A 15,550-nucleotide genomic window follows, 5' to 3' on the forward strand; every position below is an offset into this window, starting at 1 on the left:
GACGCGGTCTCCGCGGTGAAACGATCCCCGGTGAGCTGCATCCCGTCACCCGAGTCACCCGCGAACCTGATGATCACCCGGTCCAGCCGGCGGACCTCCTTGATGTACACGATGCTCCTCTCGTCGCGCTCGGATGGAAGCCGCAGCCGAAACTAAGGGGCGAGAGGAGGGCACGTCCCTGCCCCGGGCCAAGTCCGCCCTCGATCTTGGCAAGTCGCCTAAACCGCACCGCCCTCCACCGCCTGTGCCTGTCCCGGAGCGCTCCGCGTGCGGGCCCCGGCCCGCCGCTGCTGGGGCAGGCGCACGGTCGGGGAGACACCGCGCAGCGTGAGCTCCCAGATCTCGGCGACCCGGGTGACCGCGCGGATGTGTTCCGGCCCCGCGGCCTCGCCGCCGGTGTGGACGAGCACCTCGGCGCCGGTCACGAGATGCGAGACCAGGGAGAGGAGCGCACGCGGATGGGTGCCGGGGCTCAGGGTCTCCACGGGCACCCGGGTCACCAGATCCTCGACCACCGGAAGCCACGAGGAGGACCAGGGGACGGTGGTCGTGACGCGCTCGCGGCTGAGCCGCGCGGCGGCCCGGACCACGGAACTGTCCTCGAGCAGATCGACGACGGCGAGGGTGATGACGATGATGGTCTCCAGCGCGGGCTGACGCGTCCTGAAGATCCGTTGCACCACTTCGCCGGTGAGCGCGATGCCGTGCTGCTGCACCGCGTCGGCGAGTGCGGCCTTGGAGCGGAAGTGGAAGGTCAGCGCGCCCATGGAGGTGCCGGCCTCCGCGCAGATGCGTCCCAGTGACGTGGCCTCGAAGCCCGCGGTGTCGAAGGCGTCGGCGGCGGCCCGGATGAGGGACTCCCGGGTACGGACCGCTCTTCCCTGTCTCACCGTGGACAGCCTCTGCGGGCCGAGCGGTCGTATCGTCCCGCGCACGTCCACGATCGCGTCATTGCTGGTCTCCTCTCGAGGCGATGAGCCGGGTTGCGGTGGTCCAGCTTCTGCTGGCGAGAGCTCCGTCACAACGCCGACTTCCGATAGAAGTACGGGATATGGAGGCCGCATCGGCGTCTGTGCCCGTTTTTACGGAAATGTCCACGACAGCTTCGGTGACTTGCCGAAGTCTCACCGAGGTCTCCCACCTCCGCAAAAACAAAGAGAACGTTCGCTATTGTTTTTCCGTCAGGCATGCACGTGGAGGGAGAGCACCATGGCCGGGCAGCACCTGGTTCTGTCGCCGCAGTGGAACACGGCCTCGCTGGACATCTTCAGCGACACACTCTTCGGACATCTGCCGCGAGCCGACCAAAGACGCTGGGCCCTGGGCTATCTGCGCGGGCTGCTCACGACTCCGGGCAAGAAGTCCATACGCCGCCTGGCCGCCGCGATCTCGGCGTCGCCCACGGCGTCGCAGTCCCTGCAGCAGTTCATCAACACCAGCCCCTGGGACTGGAAACCGGCCCGTGAGGAACTGACCCGGGTCATACAGGGACGCACCACGCCCCGGGCCCTGACGGTCGCCACGGCGTTCCTGCCCAAGCGCGGCGCGCACTCGTGCGGGGTGCACCGTCGTTTCGTGCCCCGGCTGGGCCGGACCATCAACTGCCAGATGGGAGTCGGGCTGTTCCTCTCCTCCGGGGAGGCGCACCTGCCGGTGGACTGGCGCCTGATGCTTCCCGAACGGTGGAGCGACGACGCGGACCTGCGGGAGCGGGCCAGGATTCCCGGCGCGGCCCGCCATCGCCCGTACTGGGAGCACGTCCTCGGTCTGCTCGACGTGGTCTCGTCCCGCGCGGGGCTCACCGCGGTCCCGGCGGTGGTGGACATGAGCGAGTGCCCCGACGCGGCCCTCCTGGTCAACGCCCTGAGCCGGCGCGGACAGAGCTTCGTCGTGGCGGTGCCGCCCGGTCTGCGGATACTCCCGCTCGGCCCTCGCGCCGCCCCTGCTGACCCCGAGGACGCCCAAGGCGCCCTGTCCGTCCAGGAATTCCTGCACCAGCACGGCACCCGGCAGCCATACGCCACGGTGCACGCCCCGGGCCGCGGTGACGTGAGGATGCTGTCCACCCGGGTCCGGCTGCCCGGCAGCAGGCAGACCTACCGCCTCCTCGCCGAGTGGGACCCCGCCCGGCAGGGCCCCCCGCGCGCATGGCTCTCCACCCTCCTCGACGAGCACGCCGGGCGCATCACCGCGCTCGCCCACCTGACGTCCGGGGCCGCCGCCACCGTGAGCCGCCTCGAGGAGGACTGCGGCCTCCTCGACTTCGAGGGCCGCTCCTACCCCGGCTGGCACCACCACATGACCCTGGTCTCCGCCGCCTACTCCTACAGCCGCCTCTACTCCCCGGCCTCCGCCGCCCCTGCCGCGTCCGCGGCCACCGACCCGCTGCCCCGCACCGCCTGAGGGGCCCCCTGGGGGCGTTCGGCGAGGAACGACCTGTACCACGCGGACGCGGAGGCGAGGCGGGCGAGAGGGCCGGGGCCCTCCGGGCAGCCGGTCAGGCGCCAGATCTCCTCGCCGCGGTACCAGTGGTCGAGGGCGAGGAGGGCGAACTGGCGCTCGCTCATCAGACCCGGCACCTCGCGCAACCGGCGTACGCAGACGTCCCAGGGCCATGGCTCGGTCACTTTCGGCAGTACGCCCAGGGAGGCGAGCGTGGTCAGGAGGTCGCGGACGCGTACGGGGTGGGGGTGGACGGCGTGATGGATGCCCGTGGGCGGCGCGTCCGGCATGAGGGCCGTCGTGGTGATCAGCCGTGCGAGGTCCTCGACGTCGACGAGGGACAGCAGGCCGTGTCCGCCGTCCCAGAGGGCCGGAACCCGCGCGAGCAGTTCGGCCAGCGCCGGGACGACCCAGCGATCGCCCCGGCCCACGATCAGACCGGCCCGCAGCACCGTGCCGCCCGTCGCCAGCACGTGCCGCTCGCTGTCGAGCCGGGTGGCGCTGGCCGCGGAGACCGGCGCCGGCGCGATCTCGTTCACGGTGAGCCCGCGGTGCGGCCCGGCTCCGTACACCGCGGTCGTCGAGAGCTGGACGACACGTCGGACACCGCTGCGGCGGGCCTCCTCGGTGAGCGTCGCGGTCCCCAGGACGTTGACGGCCTCGCACGCACGCGCCTCGCCGGACACCCGGGACGCCAGGTGCACCAGGACGTCCACGTCGTCCAGCGCTCCGGACAGCGAGGACGGATCGGTCAGGTCCGCGGGGCGCCACGACGGGCCCGCCCCGTCCCGGAGCCGCCCCCCGGGAGGCGTGCGCACCAGAGCGCGCACGTCGTCGACACGGCCGTCGGCACGTGCTTCGAGGAGCCCGCGCAGCACCACCGAACCGACGAAGCCAGTGGCTCCGGTGACCGCCACGCGGGGCGGTCTCACGCGGTCGCCTTCGACTCGTCGTGGGGGATGTCGAGCTGCGCGATGACCTCGTCCGGCGCCAGGGCGGGCAGCAGACAGCGCCACATGGCGGCGATCAGTCCGGGCAGGTTGGTCCGCTCGCTGGCGATCTGGGACATGATCTGCGTACCGGTGAAGGCGCCGACGATCACGCGCGCGAAGTCCGCTTCGTCGACGGAGGGGCGCAACTGCCCCCTCGTACGCGCCTCGACCAGGGTTTCACGGAAGCGGTCGATCCAGAACTCGTATATCGAGTACTCCTGAAGACCCGATTCGTTCTGCTCCACCGCCAGCCGGACGCCGGCCCGCAGCAGCGTGTTGGTCTGCAGCTCGGACGCCAGGTACCCGGTCATGTCGAGCAGTTGCTGCAGGCCCGGCTCGCTCCGGGGGAACTCCAGATCGGCGGCCTGCTCCAGGATGACGGCTCTGGCCAGGGCTTCCTTGGACTTGAAGTGGAAGTACATGGCCCCGGCCGTCAGCCCGGCCCGTTCCAGGATCTTGTTGACGCTCGCGCCGGAGTACCCGGCCGTGTCGAAGGTCTCGGCCGCCGCCCTGAGCAGTACTTCTCGGGTACGAACGGCACGTTCCTGCCTGTGCTGTGCCATCACTGACTGCCTCAACCTCTCGACAAACAAAAAGAACGACCTCTATGTTATCGGAGCGGCACGCACGAGTGTCCGTTCGTTATCGCTTTGGCATTCGCCAGCAGCCCAAGGGGGAGACTGCCGTGTCGCTTCAGCTTGCTCATCCGCCTGTGACGGAAATGCTCACTGTCATTCCCCGGTCGTACACGCACAAGCGTGACGCGTCCGAGGTGCTGCTGAGCAACTGGTGCCGCAGCGGGGCGGACTCCTACGCGGTGGAGGCCGGCTGGCCCGGGCAGCACGCCTTCTACGAGACCCGGCTCGGCATGCACGACCCGATGCTGCTGTGCGAGACGGTGCGCCAGACGTTGCCGCTGCTGTCCCACGGTGCCTACGAAGTACCGCTCGGACACCAACTGCTCTGGAAGGACTTCGCCTGGGAGATCGACGCGGACGCCCTGCGCAGTGACGGCGGCACGGTCGGCATAGACCTGCGCATCACGTGCACGGACGTCAAGCGCCGCAAAGCACGCGCCTCCGCCCTGGCGCTGCACTTCGAGGTGGTGCGGGACAGCACGGTCCTCGCCGTCGCGCGCACCAGCTTCACGATCCAGGACCGGACCGTCTACGAACGTCTGCGGGGCCGTTACGCCGACATCCCCGGCCTGCACGCGGTTCCCTTGCCCTCCCCCGCGCCGCCCGAGCGCGTCGGGCGGAGCAGTTTCGAGGACGTGGTCCTCTCGCCCACCGACTCCAGCACCCGCTGGCAGCTGCGCGTCGACCGGGCGCACCCGATCCTCTTCGACCACCCCGTGGACCACGCGCCCGGCATGCTGCTGCTCGAAGCCGCGCGCCAGGCGGCCCAGGCCATGGTCCACCCGGAGGCCGCCGTGGTGGTGGGCATGAGTGTCACCTTCGCACGCTACGCCGAGTTCGACACCACCTGCTGGATCGAGTCGGCCTCCCTCCCGGACGACCTGAACGGCAACCGCAGGGTGCTGGTCACCGGCCGGCAGCAGGACAAGGACGTCTTCTCCGCGGTCGTGTCCATCGCCTCGGTGGCGGGCGACTGATTCCCCCCGGGGGGCGGAGCGTCCGAGCCCCGCTGCCCGGCGCCGGGTCGGGGATCGCGGCGGGTGCCGGGCGCGAACCGGTGGCGGAACCCCGAGGACGATCCGCCGCCGGACTTCGAGGGCGACCGCGATGTGCACTGCGACGCGATCCGCCGGCCGCAGGACCCCGGGGCGTTCATCGGAGCCCTTCAAGCACCCCGCCCACCGGGCGATCGAGGGACTCGGGCGGGCGGTACGTACGGCGTTCACCTGCGACTGCCTCGCCGACGCCGACCGGCGGGCCCTGTCCCCGCTGTTCTGGACCCGCGTCCACCCCTACGGCCGGTTCGAACCCGACACGAACTCCCCCCTCGACCTCACCGCCGCGGCGGTCATGGTGTCCGGCTCTCGTACGGGTTGCCTGATCCTCTTCCGGGGCGCATCCCCCGTGAGAGCTACAGGAGTTGTCCCTGTGCGGGTGATTCGCGGACGGCGCCGGATTCCTAGCGTGGTCGTCAGGTCGCAGCCCGTGCGACCGCTACAGGGGAGGCCACGATGAGGACGACGTCCACCGCACGGCACACCGGAGGCCCCGGCCCGGACACGGGCCCCGACGGTCATGACGCCCGCGGCGGTCGTCTCGACCGGATCGTCCGCTCTCCGCTCGGCTGGATGCTGACGGGCCTGGTCGGCGTCGGCCTGGTCTCGGGCCTGACCGCCACGGGTCCTGGTCCGGTTCCGGTGCTGGGCGCGGTGGCCGCGGTGGCCGTGTACTGGCTGGTCATGCGGCGTGTCGCGCGACGCTCGACGCCGGAGATCACCCGGCGGGGAGCCGGCCGGGAGGCGCTGCTGGGCGGCGCGATCGGCCTGGGCTTCGTTCTGGTGTCCGCCTTGCTGATCACGGCGTTCGGGGGCTACTCGTTCTCCTGGGCGGGCCATGGCCTCATGGCGGTCGTCTGGTCCGCGGTCATGGTGCAGATCGGCGCCGCAGTCACCGAGGAGGTGTTGTTCCGCGGTCTCGCGCTGCAGGCTCTGGAGCAGCTGTGGGGCAGCCGGGCCGCCATCGTGATCACCGGGATGTTCTTCGGCATCGCCCATCTGGGCGCTCCGGGAGCCAGTGCGTGGAGTGCGCTGGCGATCGCTGTGGAGGCGGGCGTGATGCTCGGCGCCGCGTTCCTGTGGCGGCGTAGCATCTGGTTCGTCGCGGGTCTGCACTTCGCCTGGAACACCACCGAGCAGCTGCTCGGCATCCCGGTCTCCGGGCACGCCTCCGAGGGCCTGTTCACCGTCGACGTGCATGGCTCCGCTGTGCTGACCGGCGGTGGCTTCGGTCTGGAGGCGGCGCTGGTGCCCGTCGTCATCGGTGTGCTGCTCGCCGTCCGGATGGTCGTCCTCGCCCGCCGCGGCGGCCGTCTGCTGCCCCGTCGATCCGCGCGACACACTCAGGCCGGCTGACCGGAGGAAACCGTGGTGATGTCCCCTCGGGCGCCCTGGAGCCGTGCGCTGCTCCGGGCGCCGCTCGGCTGGTGGGAGGAGCGGGACGCCTTCCTCAAGGACGGCGTCCTCGCCCTGGTGCTGGCCCTGTTGGCCTTCGTGCCCACCCTGTCCCACATCGGAGCGCAGATCGGAGATCTGGCCGAGCGGCCGGCGAGCGCGCTGAGCGTCGGGCTGATCCTGGCCCAGACCCTGCCGCTGGCGGCCCGCCGGCGGTGGCCCGCGGGCTGTCTGGCTGCCGTCGCGGCCGCGTTCGCCGCGCACCAGGCGCTGGGCTTCGCGACGACGTCCGGGAGTCTGGGGCTGTATCTGGCCCTGTACTCGGCCGGGGCCCACCAGGTCCGCTTCCGCCGTGGTCTGGCGGGCGCGATGAGTGCGGGCTATGCCGTGCTGGCCCTCGTCCTGGACCGCTTCGGCTCACCGCAGGGCATCGCGGACTATCTCGCGTTCTACCTGACTCTGGCCGCGTTCTGGCTGGTGGGGAGCACCGTGCGCACGCGGCGGGCGGAAGAGGCGCAGCGGCGGCGGCTGGCCGCCGAAGTGGCCGCGGCCGCAGAGCGGACACGGATCGCCAGCGAGCTGCACGACGTGGTCACCCATCATGTGACGGCCATGGTGGTCCAGGCGGACGCGGCACAGTTCCTGCTCACCTCCGCACCGGACAGGGCCGGCGAGGGACTCTCGGCCGTCAGCGACACCGGCCGCCGGGCGCTGACAGAGCTGCGCTACCTGCTCGGCGTGCTGGAGGCGACCGGCGAGTCAGCCTCCGCGGACCCGGCGCGCGCGAGCCGGGCACCCACCCTGGGACGGCTCGGGGACCTGGTCGAACAGGCCCGCAGGTCGGGGCAGCCGGTCGAGTTCAGCGAGCAGGGCGAGCGGCGAGCGCAGTCCGTGGACGTCGAGCTGACCGCGTACCGGGTGGTGCAGGAGGCGCTCACCAATGCGATGAAGTACGCCGCCGGGCAGCCGACACGGGTCCTGGTCCGGCACGGCGAGGAGCGCATCGAGATCAAGGTGACCACCGACGGGCCCACCGCCTCCCCGGCGGCCGCACCTGCCGTGCGGAAGCCGGACCCCGCGGGCGGGCGTGGACTGGCGGGGCTGCGTGCACGGACGCGGATGGTCAATGGTGAACTGGAGGCCGGACCCCGGCCCGAAGGCGGGTTCGAGGTCCACGCCACCATTCCGTCCAAGCCCGCACCGGAGTGACCCCGTGAGCGATGCGCCGCCACCGATCCGTGTGCTCGTCTGCGACGACCAGGCACTGGTGCGCACCGGCTACGTCACCATCTTCTCCGCCCAGCCCGACATGGAGGTCGTCGGAGAGGCCGAGAACGGGCACGAGGCGGTCCGGGCCGCGGGGCGCCTGCGTCCCGACGTGGTGGTGATGGACATCCGGATGCCCCTGCTCGACGGCATCCAGGCGACCCGGCAACTGGCCGGTCCCGACGCCGAGGCACCGCCGAAGGTGCTGGTCGTCACCACCTTCAACGTCGACGCCTACGTCTACGACGCGCTGCGTGCCGGGGCCAGCGGCTTCCTCCTCAAGGACGCGCCCCCGGCGGAGCTGGTCAACGGCATTCGGACGGTCGCCAGGGGCGAGGCCCTGCTGGCCCCCGCCGTCACCCGCCACCTCATCGGCCACTTCGCCGAACACCTGCGCCCGGCCGATCCCTCCCGGCCGGCCAGGGAGGACGTGGTACGGGCACTGACCCCGCGCGAGCTGGAGGTGCTCCGGCAGATCGCTGAGGGGCTGTCGAACGCGGAGATCGCCGCGGAGCTCTTCATCACCCCCGAGACGGTCAAGACCTACGTGTCGAGGATCCTGGCCAAACTCGGCCTGCGCGACCGAGTCCAGGCCGTCGTCCTCGCCTACCGGGTCGGACTGGTGTCCTCCACCGGCTGAACCCGCGCGCTCGTCGAGCCGGACAACGGGGTGGGTACGACGCACGCCGACGGGTCGGGCTCTTGTGGCCGGACCGCGCGGCCGAGCTGACCGGAGCCCCGTGCGGTCCTCGCACGAACGGCCCTTTGCGCGAGCAAAATCAATCGCTGGCCGCCGGATCCCTGCCGAACCCGGATGTGCTCTCAGAACCCGTTCTCACGCAAAAGAAGGGATGACCCCCTTCTGAGACTTGCACGGTGCGAAAACCCGGGCCCATGACAGACCCTCAGCACCCTTCCCCGACCGGCCGGTCGGACGTCGGCGACGTCGAACAGCGCGCCTGCCCGAAGTGGGGCGGGCGGTCGCCGGCCTGCCGCGCGGCGCCGCGGAGGAACCGGGCCGCTTCGTCGCGCGGACCGTATCTCCCGGTGGAGCGGCTCCAAGTGCGGCGCACCCCGCGCGGTGGGCGTCAGCGGGTTTCCCTTCATGCCGTTCGGGAGCGCTCCCCCTTTCGGGAGCGCTCCCATGTGCGAGCGGTGGACGGCCGGCTGACGTCAGCGGGCGGTCAGCTGGTCGGGAAGGTGTCGGGAGTGCTGATCCGGCTCTTGAGCAGGGCCCCGGACTCGGTCAGCACGCCGCTGCTGCTGTAGTCGGTGCCGTTGCAGGTGCCCGGCTTGAAGGCCGCGCTGCTCTCGTTGGCGTCGGAGTACGTCCAGTTCGCGTAGCTGATCTTCAGCTGGTCGAGCAGGTCGAGCCAGGCCACGCTGCTCGTCCGGTCCATCGCTCCGCCGCCGGTGGCGCTCACCGTGCCGAACTCGGTGACGAACAGCGGCAGCTTGGCGGCCGCCCGGCTCACCGTGGCGCGGTAGTTGTCCTTGTGGCTCGCGGCGTAGAAGTGGAACGCGTACATGATGTTGGTGGCGTTGACCGGGTTGTTGACGACCTCGGTCTCGTCGGAGCCGTCCGAGACGCCCAGCGAGGACCAGCCGCGGGTGCCGACGATGATGACGGCGTCCGGGTCGGCGGCCCGGATCACCGGGATGACCTGCTCGGCGTAGTTCTTGATGGCCGTCCAGCTCACGCCGTTGGGCTCGTTGGCGATCTCGTAGATCACGTTCTTCTTGGCGGCGTTGCGGGCGGCGACGGAGGCGAAGAACGTCTTGGCGCGGTCGAGGTTGTAGTTCGGGTCGCCCGGCGTCAGGGTGTGGAAGTCGATCAGCGCGTACATGCCGCGGGCCTCGGCCATGTCGACGAGGCTGTTGACGCGGCTGGTGAAGCCGGCCGGGTCGGTCTCATAGCCCTGCTCCTGCACGTACATGGCGATGCGGAACAGGTCGGACTTCCAGTCCTTCGCCAGCGCGTCCAGGGACGCGGTGTTGTAGCACTTGCCGAACCACTGGATGCCGTGCGTGCTCATGCCGCGCAGCTGGATGGGGCGGTTGTACTGGTTGCACAGGTTCACACCGCAGACGTGGAGCTGCCCGTTGATGCCGACGGGGGTGCCCGGGTTCGGGTCGGGATCCGGGTCGGGCGGGGGCTCCTCGCCGCCGACCGAGCCCGTGCAGGCGACGCCGTTGAGGGTGAAGGCCGTGGGCTTGGGGTTGGCGCCCGTGAAGGTGCCCGTGAAGCCCAGGTCGGTGGCCGCGCCGGTGGCCAGGGTGCGGTTCCAGTCCACGTTGGCGGCGGTGACGGCCGAACCCGACTGCGACCAGGTGGCGTTCCAGCCCTGGACGACCTTCTGCCCCGCGTCGGGCAGGGTGAACTTGAGCGTCCAGCCGGTGACGGGGTCGCCCAGGTTGGTGACCTTCACCCCGGCCTGGAAGCCGCCCGTCCACTGGCTGGTGACGGTGTACTCGACCTTGCAGCCGGTGGCGGCCTCCGCCCGCGGAGTGGCCAGCGTCGTCAGCCCCAGGGCCGTCGCGCAGGTCGCCAGTAATGCGAGAGTGCGTTTCACGGGGTTCCTCCTCGTGCGAAGCGGAATCGGAATGGGAGCGCTCCCAAAACCCATCGGCCCGAGACCGTACACCGACGCGAGGACGTCCGTACAGGCATGCGACCGGGAAACGCCGCGGCGGGGCACGTGACCGCCGCCCGCGCCGCCGGACCGGTTCACCGCACGCGGTCCCCAAGATCGGTCGGCGGCCGAGTGTTCCCTGGCGTGAATGTTCCGGACGGAGAGTGCTCCGCGGCACGGAACGGATCGCATCAGCGCCGGGACACGCCGCGCGGTGGCGCATCGCCGAGCGGCCCCGCTCGGTGGGAGAACCGGCGGAGCGCGCCGGACTGCGGCAGCCGCGGACCGCCAGGCACCTCCAGGCCCTCGCCCGCGCGGATCTGGTCACCGTCTTCCCCTCTCGGACGGCCGGCGTCGCACGGCGGCGGTCGATGAAGTCGGCACTCCCAGGGCCCGATGTCCGGCTCCCCTGGGGGCAACTTCCCGGTGCGGTACCGGTAGAGCCAGGCCGCAGTCCGGCGCTCCGCGTGCTTCTCGTCGACCGGTTCGCCCTGCTCGTCCAGTTCGAGGACGTCGGCGAAAAACGCGACGCAGATCTCCACCTGGGAGGGCGAGTCGCGCGGCTCTTCCCGTGGTCGATCCCTTCCGGCGTCGGACGGCCCGCCGCCCCTCGGGCAAGCCGTCCGGCGAGGCGCCGCAGGGCGCCCGAGGCGCCACGGCACGCCCGCCCCTCGCGCCGGATCCGCGGAACGGCGTGTCCGGCGCGCCCGCTGCCGGGCCCGGGGCTCAGCCGATCGGTGCGTACAGCACCCCCAGCTTGTCGAGTCCGGCGCCCGCGCGGCCGGTGAAGCCGACGATCTGCCGGCCGGAGGAGGCGGTGAAGGTCCTGGTGTCCCGGGTCGGGGTGCCGGCGGTGAGGGTGCGGCCGCGGTCGGTGGTGAAGGCCGCCGAGAAGAGCCGGGTGCGGCCGTCCTTCCGGCCCTTCGTCAGGGTCACCGAGGTCAGGTGCTCGCCCGCCGCGAGCGTCAGCGAGGCCGGCGTGCCGCCCGTGCCGCCGTGCGCCAGGACCGTGCCGTCGGCATGGGTCAGCGACACGCCGTCCAGCCGGGCGCCGCCGCGCAGGGCCAGCGTCCGGGGGGCGGGGGAGGCCGGCAGGTCGTCGGCGTCGTTGAACGCCGTGCCGTGCGGGCCGCCGAAGAAGTCGCTCGCCCGCAGCGCGGGGGCGAGGGCGTAGGAGAAGCCGGTCGTGTGCGGGAAGTGGTCGGACAGGTGCGTGCCGTCGGAGCGCAGGAAGGACTCCCACGCGTTGTCGTAGCGGGTGGCCCGCAGCTCCACCAGCGCGCTGCCCCGGTACAGGACCTTGTCGACGACCTCGCAGTCGTCCGCCGGGGCCTGCGCGTCGCACACCAGGGCGTCGCCGCCCCGGGCCGGCGGTGCCCCGCCCCGGACCAGTTCGACCCGGGCGTCCGTCAGCCCGTTCCCGGCGGCCAGTTCGCGGATGGTGTCGCCCGTGCGGGTGCAGCGGGTGTTGGTGTCGCCCATGACGATCACCGCGTTGCCCGCGGAGTCGGCCCGGACGAACGCGGAGAGCTGCGCGAGGCCGGCGCGGCGGGCGGCGAGCGCGGCCTCGGTCACGTCGGCGTTGGCGTGCACGTTGTACAGGTCCACGTAGGCGCCCTCGGCGAGGCGGACCCGGGCGAGCGTGAAGCCCTTCGGGGTCAGGCGGTCCGTGCCCGCGCAGTCGGCCCAGTCGAGCCGTTCGAAGTCCTCGAAGGGCAGGTCCGACAGGGTGTTGAGGCCGTCGCCGAGCCCGGCGCCCCCGCTGGTCGGCGTGCGGTACGGGTGGGCGTCGGCGGCGTACAGGGCGGTGTGGTGATTGAAGTCCTCCTGCACGTCGACGATGTCGTACGGGCCGAGCCGCTGTCCGATCAGCGGGGTGTTGGTCTCCGGGTCGCTGTCGCCGAGGCCGAGCGGGAGGCCCGCGATGTTGTACGTCAGGACGGTGAAGGACCCGGAGTCCGCGGAAGCCGGTGCGGTCGCGGCGGCCGCCCGGGGGGTGCCCGTGCCCGCGAGTCCGGTGAGGGCCGGCGCGGCGGCCGCGAGGGTGCCGGTGAGTCGTCTCATGGTGTCTCCGACGCCGGGGGGACGGGGGCTTGAACGGTGCTCAGGTTCCGTGTCCACCACGGTGACGGACGAGGGCGCCGGGGGAAACGGCGAGGGGCGGGACGAGCCGCCGTGTCCACGGCATCCCGCGCTCACCCCAAGGTCGTTCAACGTTCATGTTTCGCCAAGATCCTCCCCACGCGGCGCGTTCGCGCCGCGGACGGCAGCCGCACGAAGGCAGCGGCAACCAGGAGGCGCTACATGGGACACGGCCACCCGCACGGCGGGCACCACCACCACGGACACGACCACGATCACGACCACGGCCCGGCGCACGCCCTGCCCGCCGCCTTCGACACCTCCGTGCCCGACGAGGCGCTGACCCCCGACCAGCGCTCGCGCCGCTCGCTGCTGCGCCGTGCCGGCCTGCTCGGCGCGGGCCTGGCCGCCGGCAGCGTCCTCGGCCAGGCGGCGCCCGCCGCGGCCGCGCCCGCCGCCGCGGGCGGTCGCCGCGGCGGCTTCCTGTGGCTCGCCGGCGACCACCACATCCACACCCAGTACAGCAGCGACGGCAAGTACCGCGTCGTCGACCAGGTCCGCCAGGGCGCCAAGCACGGCATGGACTGGCTCGTCATCACCGACCACGGCAGCGCCACCCACGCGAAGATCGGCGTGGAGAAGGTCAACCCGGACATCCGCGAGGCCCGCGCCGCGTACGAGGACACCCTCGTCTTCCAGGGCCTGGAGTGGAACATCCCGGCCGCCGAGCACGGCACCGTCTTCGTGCACCCCGGCAAGAACGAGGTCGCCGTCCTCAAGCAGTTCGAGACCGACTACGACGGCAGCGTCAAGGGCGCCTCCGACTCCACGCCCGCCAACGAGGCGCTCGCCGTCGCCGGCCTGGCCTTCCTGCACGACCAGGTGAAGCGGCGCAAGGTCAAGGACGCGCTGATGCTCGCCAACCACCCGGCGCGGCGCGGCGTCGACTCCCCGCACGAGATCCGCGCCTGGCGCGACGCCACGCCCGCGAGCCGGCAGATCGCCGTCGGCTTCGAGGGCGCCCCCGGCCACCAGGCGGCCGGCCTGCCCGCGCCGCTCGGGATGGGCCGGGCGCGCGGCATCTACGACAACAACCCGAGCGCCAACTCCTTCCCGGGCTACCCGCTGGAGTCCTACCGCACCTGGGGCGGCTTCGACTGGATGACCGCCACCGTCGGCGGCCTGTGGGACAGCCTCCTCGCCGAGGGCAAGCCCTGGTGGATCACCGCCAACTCCGACTCCCACCAGGTCTACGCCGACACCGCCGTGCGCGGCCCCGGCGGCGACTTCAACGCCAACGGCCGTTACGAGGACCCCGTCTACGGCGGGAAGATCGACATCACCCAGGGCGACTACTGGCCCGGTCAGTACAGCCGCACCCACGTCGGCGCCGACGGCTTCTCCTACGCCGCCGTCATGGACGGCATCCGCGCCGGCCGCATCTGGGTCGACCACGGGCAGCTCATCAGCGGCCTCGACGTCCGGGCGGCGGGCGGCGGCCGCTGGGCCACCCTCGGCGGCGCGCTGCACGTCAAGAAGGGCACGCACGTCACGCTGACCGCCGACGTGGCCCTGGCCGGCGGCCCCAACTGGGCCGGGTTCGTCCCGAAGCTGGCCCGCGTGGACGTCGTCCAGGGCGACGTCACGGGCGAGGCCGAGGACAGGGACACCTTCACCGCGCCGACCGCCAGGGTCGTGAAGTCGTACGAGGTGACCAAGTCCACCGGCACGGTCCGTCTCACCTACGACCTCGGCCGCGTCGACCGCCCCGTCTACGTCCGGCTGCGCGGCACCGACGGCAACCGCACCGCCGTCGGCGCGATGGGCGCGGCGGTCGACCCGGCCGGCCCGGCGCTGGACGTCGTCGGGGACGCCGACCCGTGGCGCGACCTGTGGTTCTACTCCAACCCGGTGTGGATCCTGCCCTCGTGACGCCGTACGCCCTCACCGTGGACGCGGGGGTCCGGGACCTGCGCGCCGCCGACCACCTGCTGCACGCGCTGGCGGCCGGACTCGCCCTGCCCGAGGACGCGTTCGGCTGCACGCACCTGGTGCACGGCGGGCGCCCGCGGGTCGCGGTCTCCCTCGCCCTGGCCTCGGAGCCGCTCCTGCGCACCGCCCGGGAGCGGCTCGAGGCCCAGGGGTACGAGGTGGCGCCCGGCGTGCCGGACGGGCCGGGACGCGCGGTGCTCTACCCGGGAGTGTCCGCGCTCACCGGCACGCTGACGGTCGCGGACCTGCTCGCCCGGTCCGCGATCGACGGCGTCACGGTCCTCGGCGCCCCGGAGCCCCCCGCCCCGGACACCCGGCTGCACACCCGGGACCACGTCCGCCCGCAGTGGCACGACGGCCGTCTGCTGCTGGCCGCGATGCCGGCCGCCGGCGGCACCCTCGTGCCCTTCGAGGTCCCCGAGCCCACACCGTGCTGCGCGGACCACTGAGGCCGTGGCGGCCCGCCGGTACGCCCCGGCCACGGCTCCGACCCGTGCCAGGGGCCCTCGGGGCCGGCGGGTACCGGAGCCGACGGGGCGGCGGACGGCACCTGGCCGGTGACGCACGAGGCGCACGAGGCGCGGGGAACGGGCCGGGCGGCGCCCGCCGGACAGCGGCGGCACGCCGCCCGGCCCCCGTCCGTCGCCGCATCGGCTTCGGCCCGACGTGGGCCGGCGCGGTCGCGGTGTCCGGGCTCGCCTTCGCCGGACCCGGCGGGCCGAGAGGTGCCCGTTGCCGTGCTGAGCGCCGCCTTCCCGGCCGCCGTCGCCGGCACCTGCTCGATGTCGCCGCGCCGGGAGTGACCCCGGAGCCCCTGCCGGGCCGGGTCATCGCCGCCTTCCGGACCCTCCGGTACGCGGCCGCCCCGGCCCTGCTCACCTGGGCCGCGGAACGGCACGGCACCGCGCCCGTCGCCCTGGCCGCCGGCGCGTGCTGCGTCCTGATCGCCCTGGTCGCGCAGGCCACCCCTATCCGCACCGCCGGGGCCGCACCTGACGGACCGCGCCCGCGCGGGTCCCCGGACGGCCGGGTGCGGTGCGGCCGGCCGGGGCCCG

The 15,550-nt window shown here is 72.6% G+C and carries 12 protein-coding genes; 7 read left to right on the forward strand and 5 right to left on the reverse strand.

Translation table 11 applies throughout. From position 1 onward, the window contains the following. Window positions 1-218: 218 nt before the first annotated feature. On the reverse strand, window positions 219-890 hold the full coding sequence (locus tag ACIF8T_RS33125; protein WP_400040214.1) for a TetR family transcriptional regulator: 672 nt from the start codon (window positions 888-890) through the stop codon (window positions 219-221). 319 nt (window positions 891-1,209) lie between these two features. Between ACIF8T_RS33125 and ACIF8T_RS33130 the strand changes: the two genes are divergently transcribed. Next, window positions 1,210-2,403 carry an IS701 family transposase gene (locus tag ACIF8T_RS33130; RefSeq protein WP_400040216.1) on the forward strand — a complete coding sequence of 398 codons (1,194 nt, stop codon included), beginning with the start codon at window positions 1,210-1,212 and terminating at the stop codon, window positions 2,401-2,403. Here the strand turns inward: ACIF8T_RS33130 and ACIF8T_RS33135 are convergent. Both ACIF8T_RS33135 and ACIF8T_RS33140 read right to left on the reverse strand, forming a co-directional pair. Next, entirely contained in the window at window positions 2,337-3,374 is a 1,038-nt protein-coding gene (locus ACIF8T_RS33135) for an NAD-dependent epimerase/dehydratase family protein (protein ID WP_400040218.1), read from the reverse strand. The genes ACIF8T_RS33130 and ACIF8T_RS33135 overlap by 67 nt on opposite strands. Further along, window positions 3,371-3,997, reverse strand: coding sequence for a ScbR family autoregulator-binding transcription factor (locus ACIF8T_RS33140; RefSeq protein WP_400040220.1), 627 nt, complete (start codon window positions 3,995-3,997; stop codon window positions 3,371-3,373). Before ACIF8T_RS33140 ends, ACIF8T_RS33135 begins: the two co-directional genes overlap by 4 nt. A gap of 158 nt (window positions 3,998-4,155) precedes the next feature. Here ACIF8T_RS33140 and ACIF8T_RS33145 point away from each other — a divergent pair, with 158 nt between their 5' ends. The 4 genes from ACIF8T_RS33145 (at window position 4,156) to ACIF8T_RS33160 (ending at window position 8,428) form a co-directional block, all read left to right on the forward strand. Then, on the forward strand, window positions 4,156-5,049 hold the full coding sequence (locus ACIF8T_RS33145) for a ScbA/BarX family gamma-butyrolactone biosynthesis protein (RefSeq protein WP_400040221.1): 894 nt from the start codon (window positions 4,156-4,158) through the stop codon (window positions 5,047-5,049). 534 nt (window positions 5,050-5,583) lie between these two features. Continuing rightward, window positions 5,584-6,483 (forward strand): lysostaphin resistance A-like protein, encoded by a 900-nt coding sequence (locus ACIF8T_RS33150; protein ID WP_400040223.1) that lies wholly within the window; start codon window positions 5,584-5,586, stop codon window positions 6,481-6,483. An 18-nt stretch (window positions 6,484-6,501) separates the two neighbouring features. Then, complete coding sequence (locus tag ACIF8T_RS33155) at window positions 6,502-7,731, forward strand: sensor histidine kinase (RefSeq protein WP_400040328.1); 1,230 nt, start codon at window positions 6,502-6,504, stop codon at window positions 7,729-7,731. 4 nt (window positions 7,732-7,735) lie between these two features. Further along, on the forward strand, window positions 7,736-8,428 hold the full coding sequence (locus tag ACIF8T_RS33160) for a response regulator (RefSeq protein ID WP_400040225.1): 693 nt from the start codon (window positions 7,736-7,738) through the stop codon (window positions 8,426-8,428). A 544-nt stretch (window positions 8,429-8,972) separates the two neighbouring features. Here the strand turns inward: ACIF8T_RS33160 and ACIF8T_RS33165 are convergent. Both ACIF8T_RS33165 and ACIF8T_RS33170 read right to left on the reverse strand, forming a co-directional pair. After that, complete coding sequence (locus ACIF8T_RS33165; RefSeq protein WP_400040227.1) at window positions 8,973-10,361, reverse strand: cellulase family glycosylhydrolase; 1,389 nt, start codon at window positions 10,359-10,361, stop codon at window positions 8,973-8,975. Window positions 10,362-11,147: 786 nt separating this feature from the next. Beyond that, a complete protein-coding gene (locus ACIF8T_RS33170; RefSeq protein ID WP_400040229.1) occupies window positions 11,148-12,485 on the reverse strand; it encodes a jacalin-like lectin in 1,338 nt (445 codons plus the stop codon). 240 nt (window positions 12,486-12,725) lie between these two features. Between ACIF8T_RS33170 and ACIF8T_RS33175 the strand changes: the two genes are divergently transcribed. Then, window positions 12,726-14,435, forward strand: a complete 1,710-nt coding sequence (locus ACIF8T_RS33175; RefSeq protein WP_400040231.1) for a PHP domain-containing protein — start codon at window positions 12,726-12,728, stop codon at window positions 14,433-14,435. Beyond that, window positions 14,432-14,944 (forward strand): hypothetical protein, encoded by a 513-nt coding sequence (locus tag ACIF8T_RS33180; RefSeq protein WP_400040232.1) that lies wholly within the window; start codon window positions 14,432-14,434, stop codon window positions 14,942-14,944. Before ACIF8T_RS33175 ends, ACIF8T_RS33180 begins: the two co-directional genes overlap by 4 nt. Window positions 14,945-15,550 lie beyond the last annotated feature (606 nt).

This window comes from Streptomyces sp. NPDC085946 (assembly GCF_044540485.1).
Classification (GTDB): domain Bacteria; phylum Actinomycetota; class Actinomycetes; order Streptomycetales; family Streptomycetaceae; genus Streptomyces.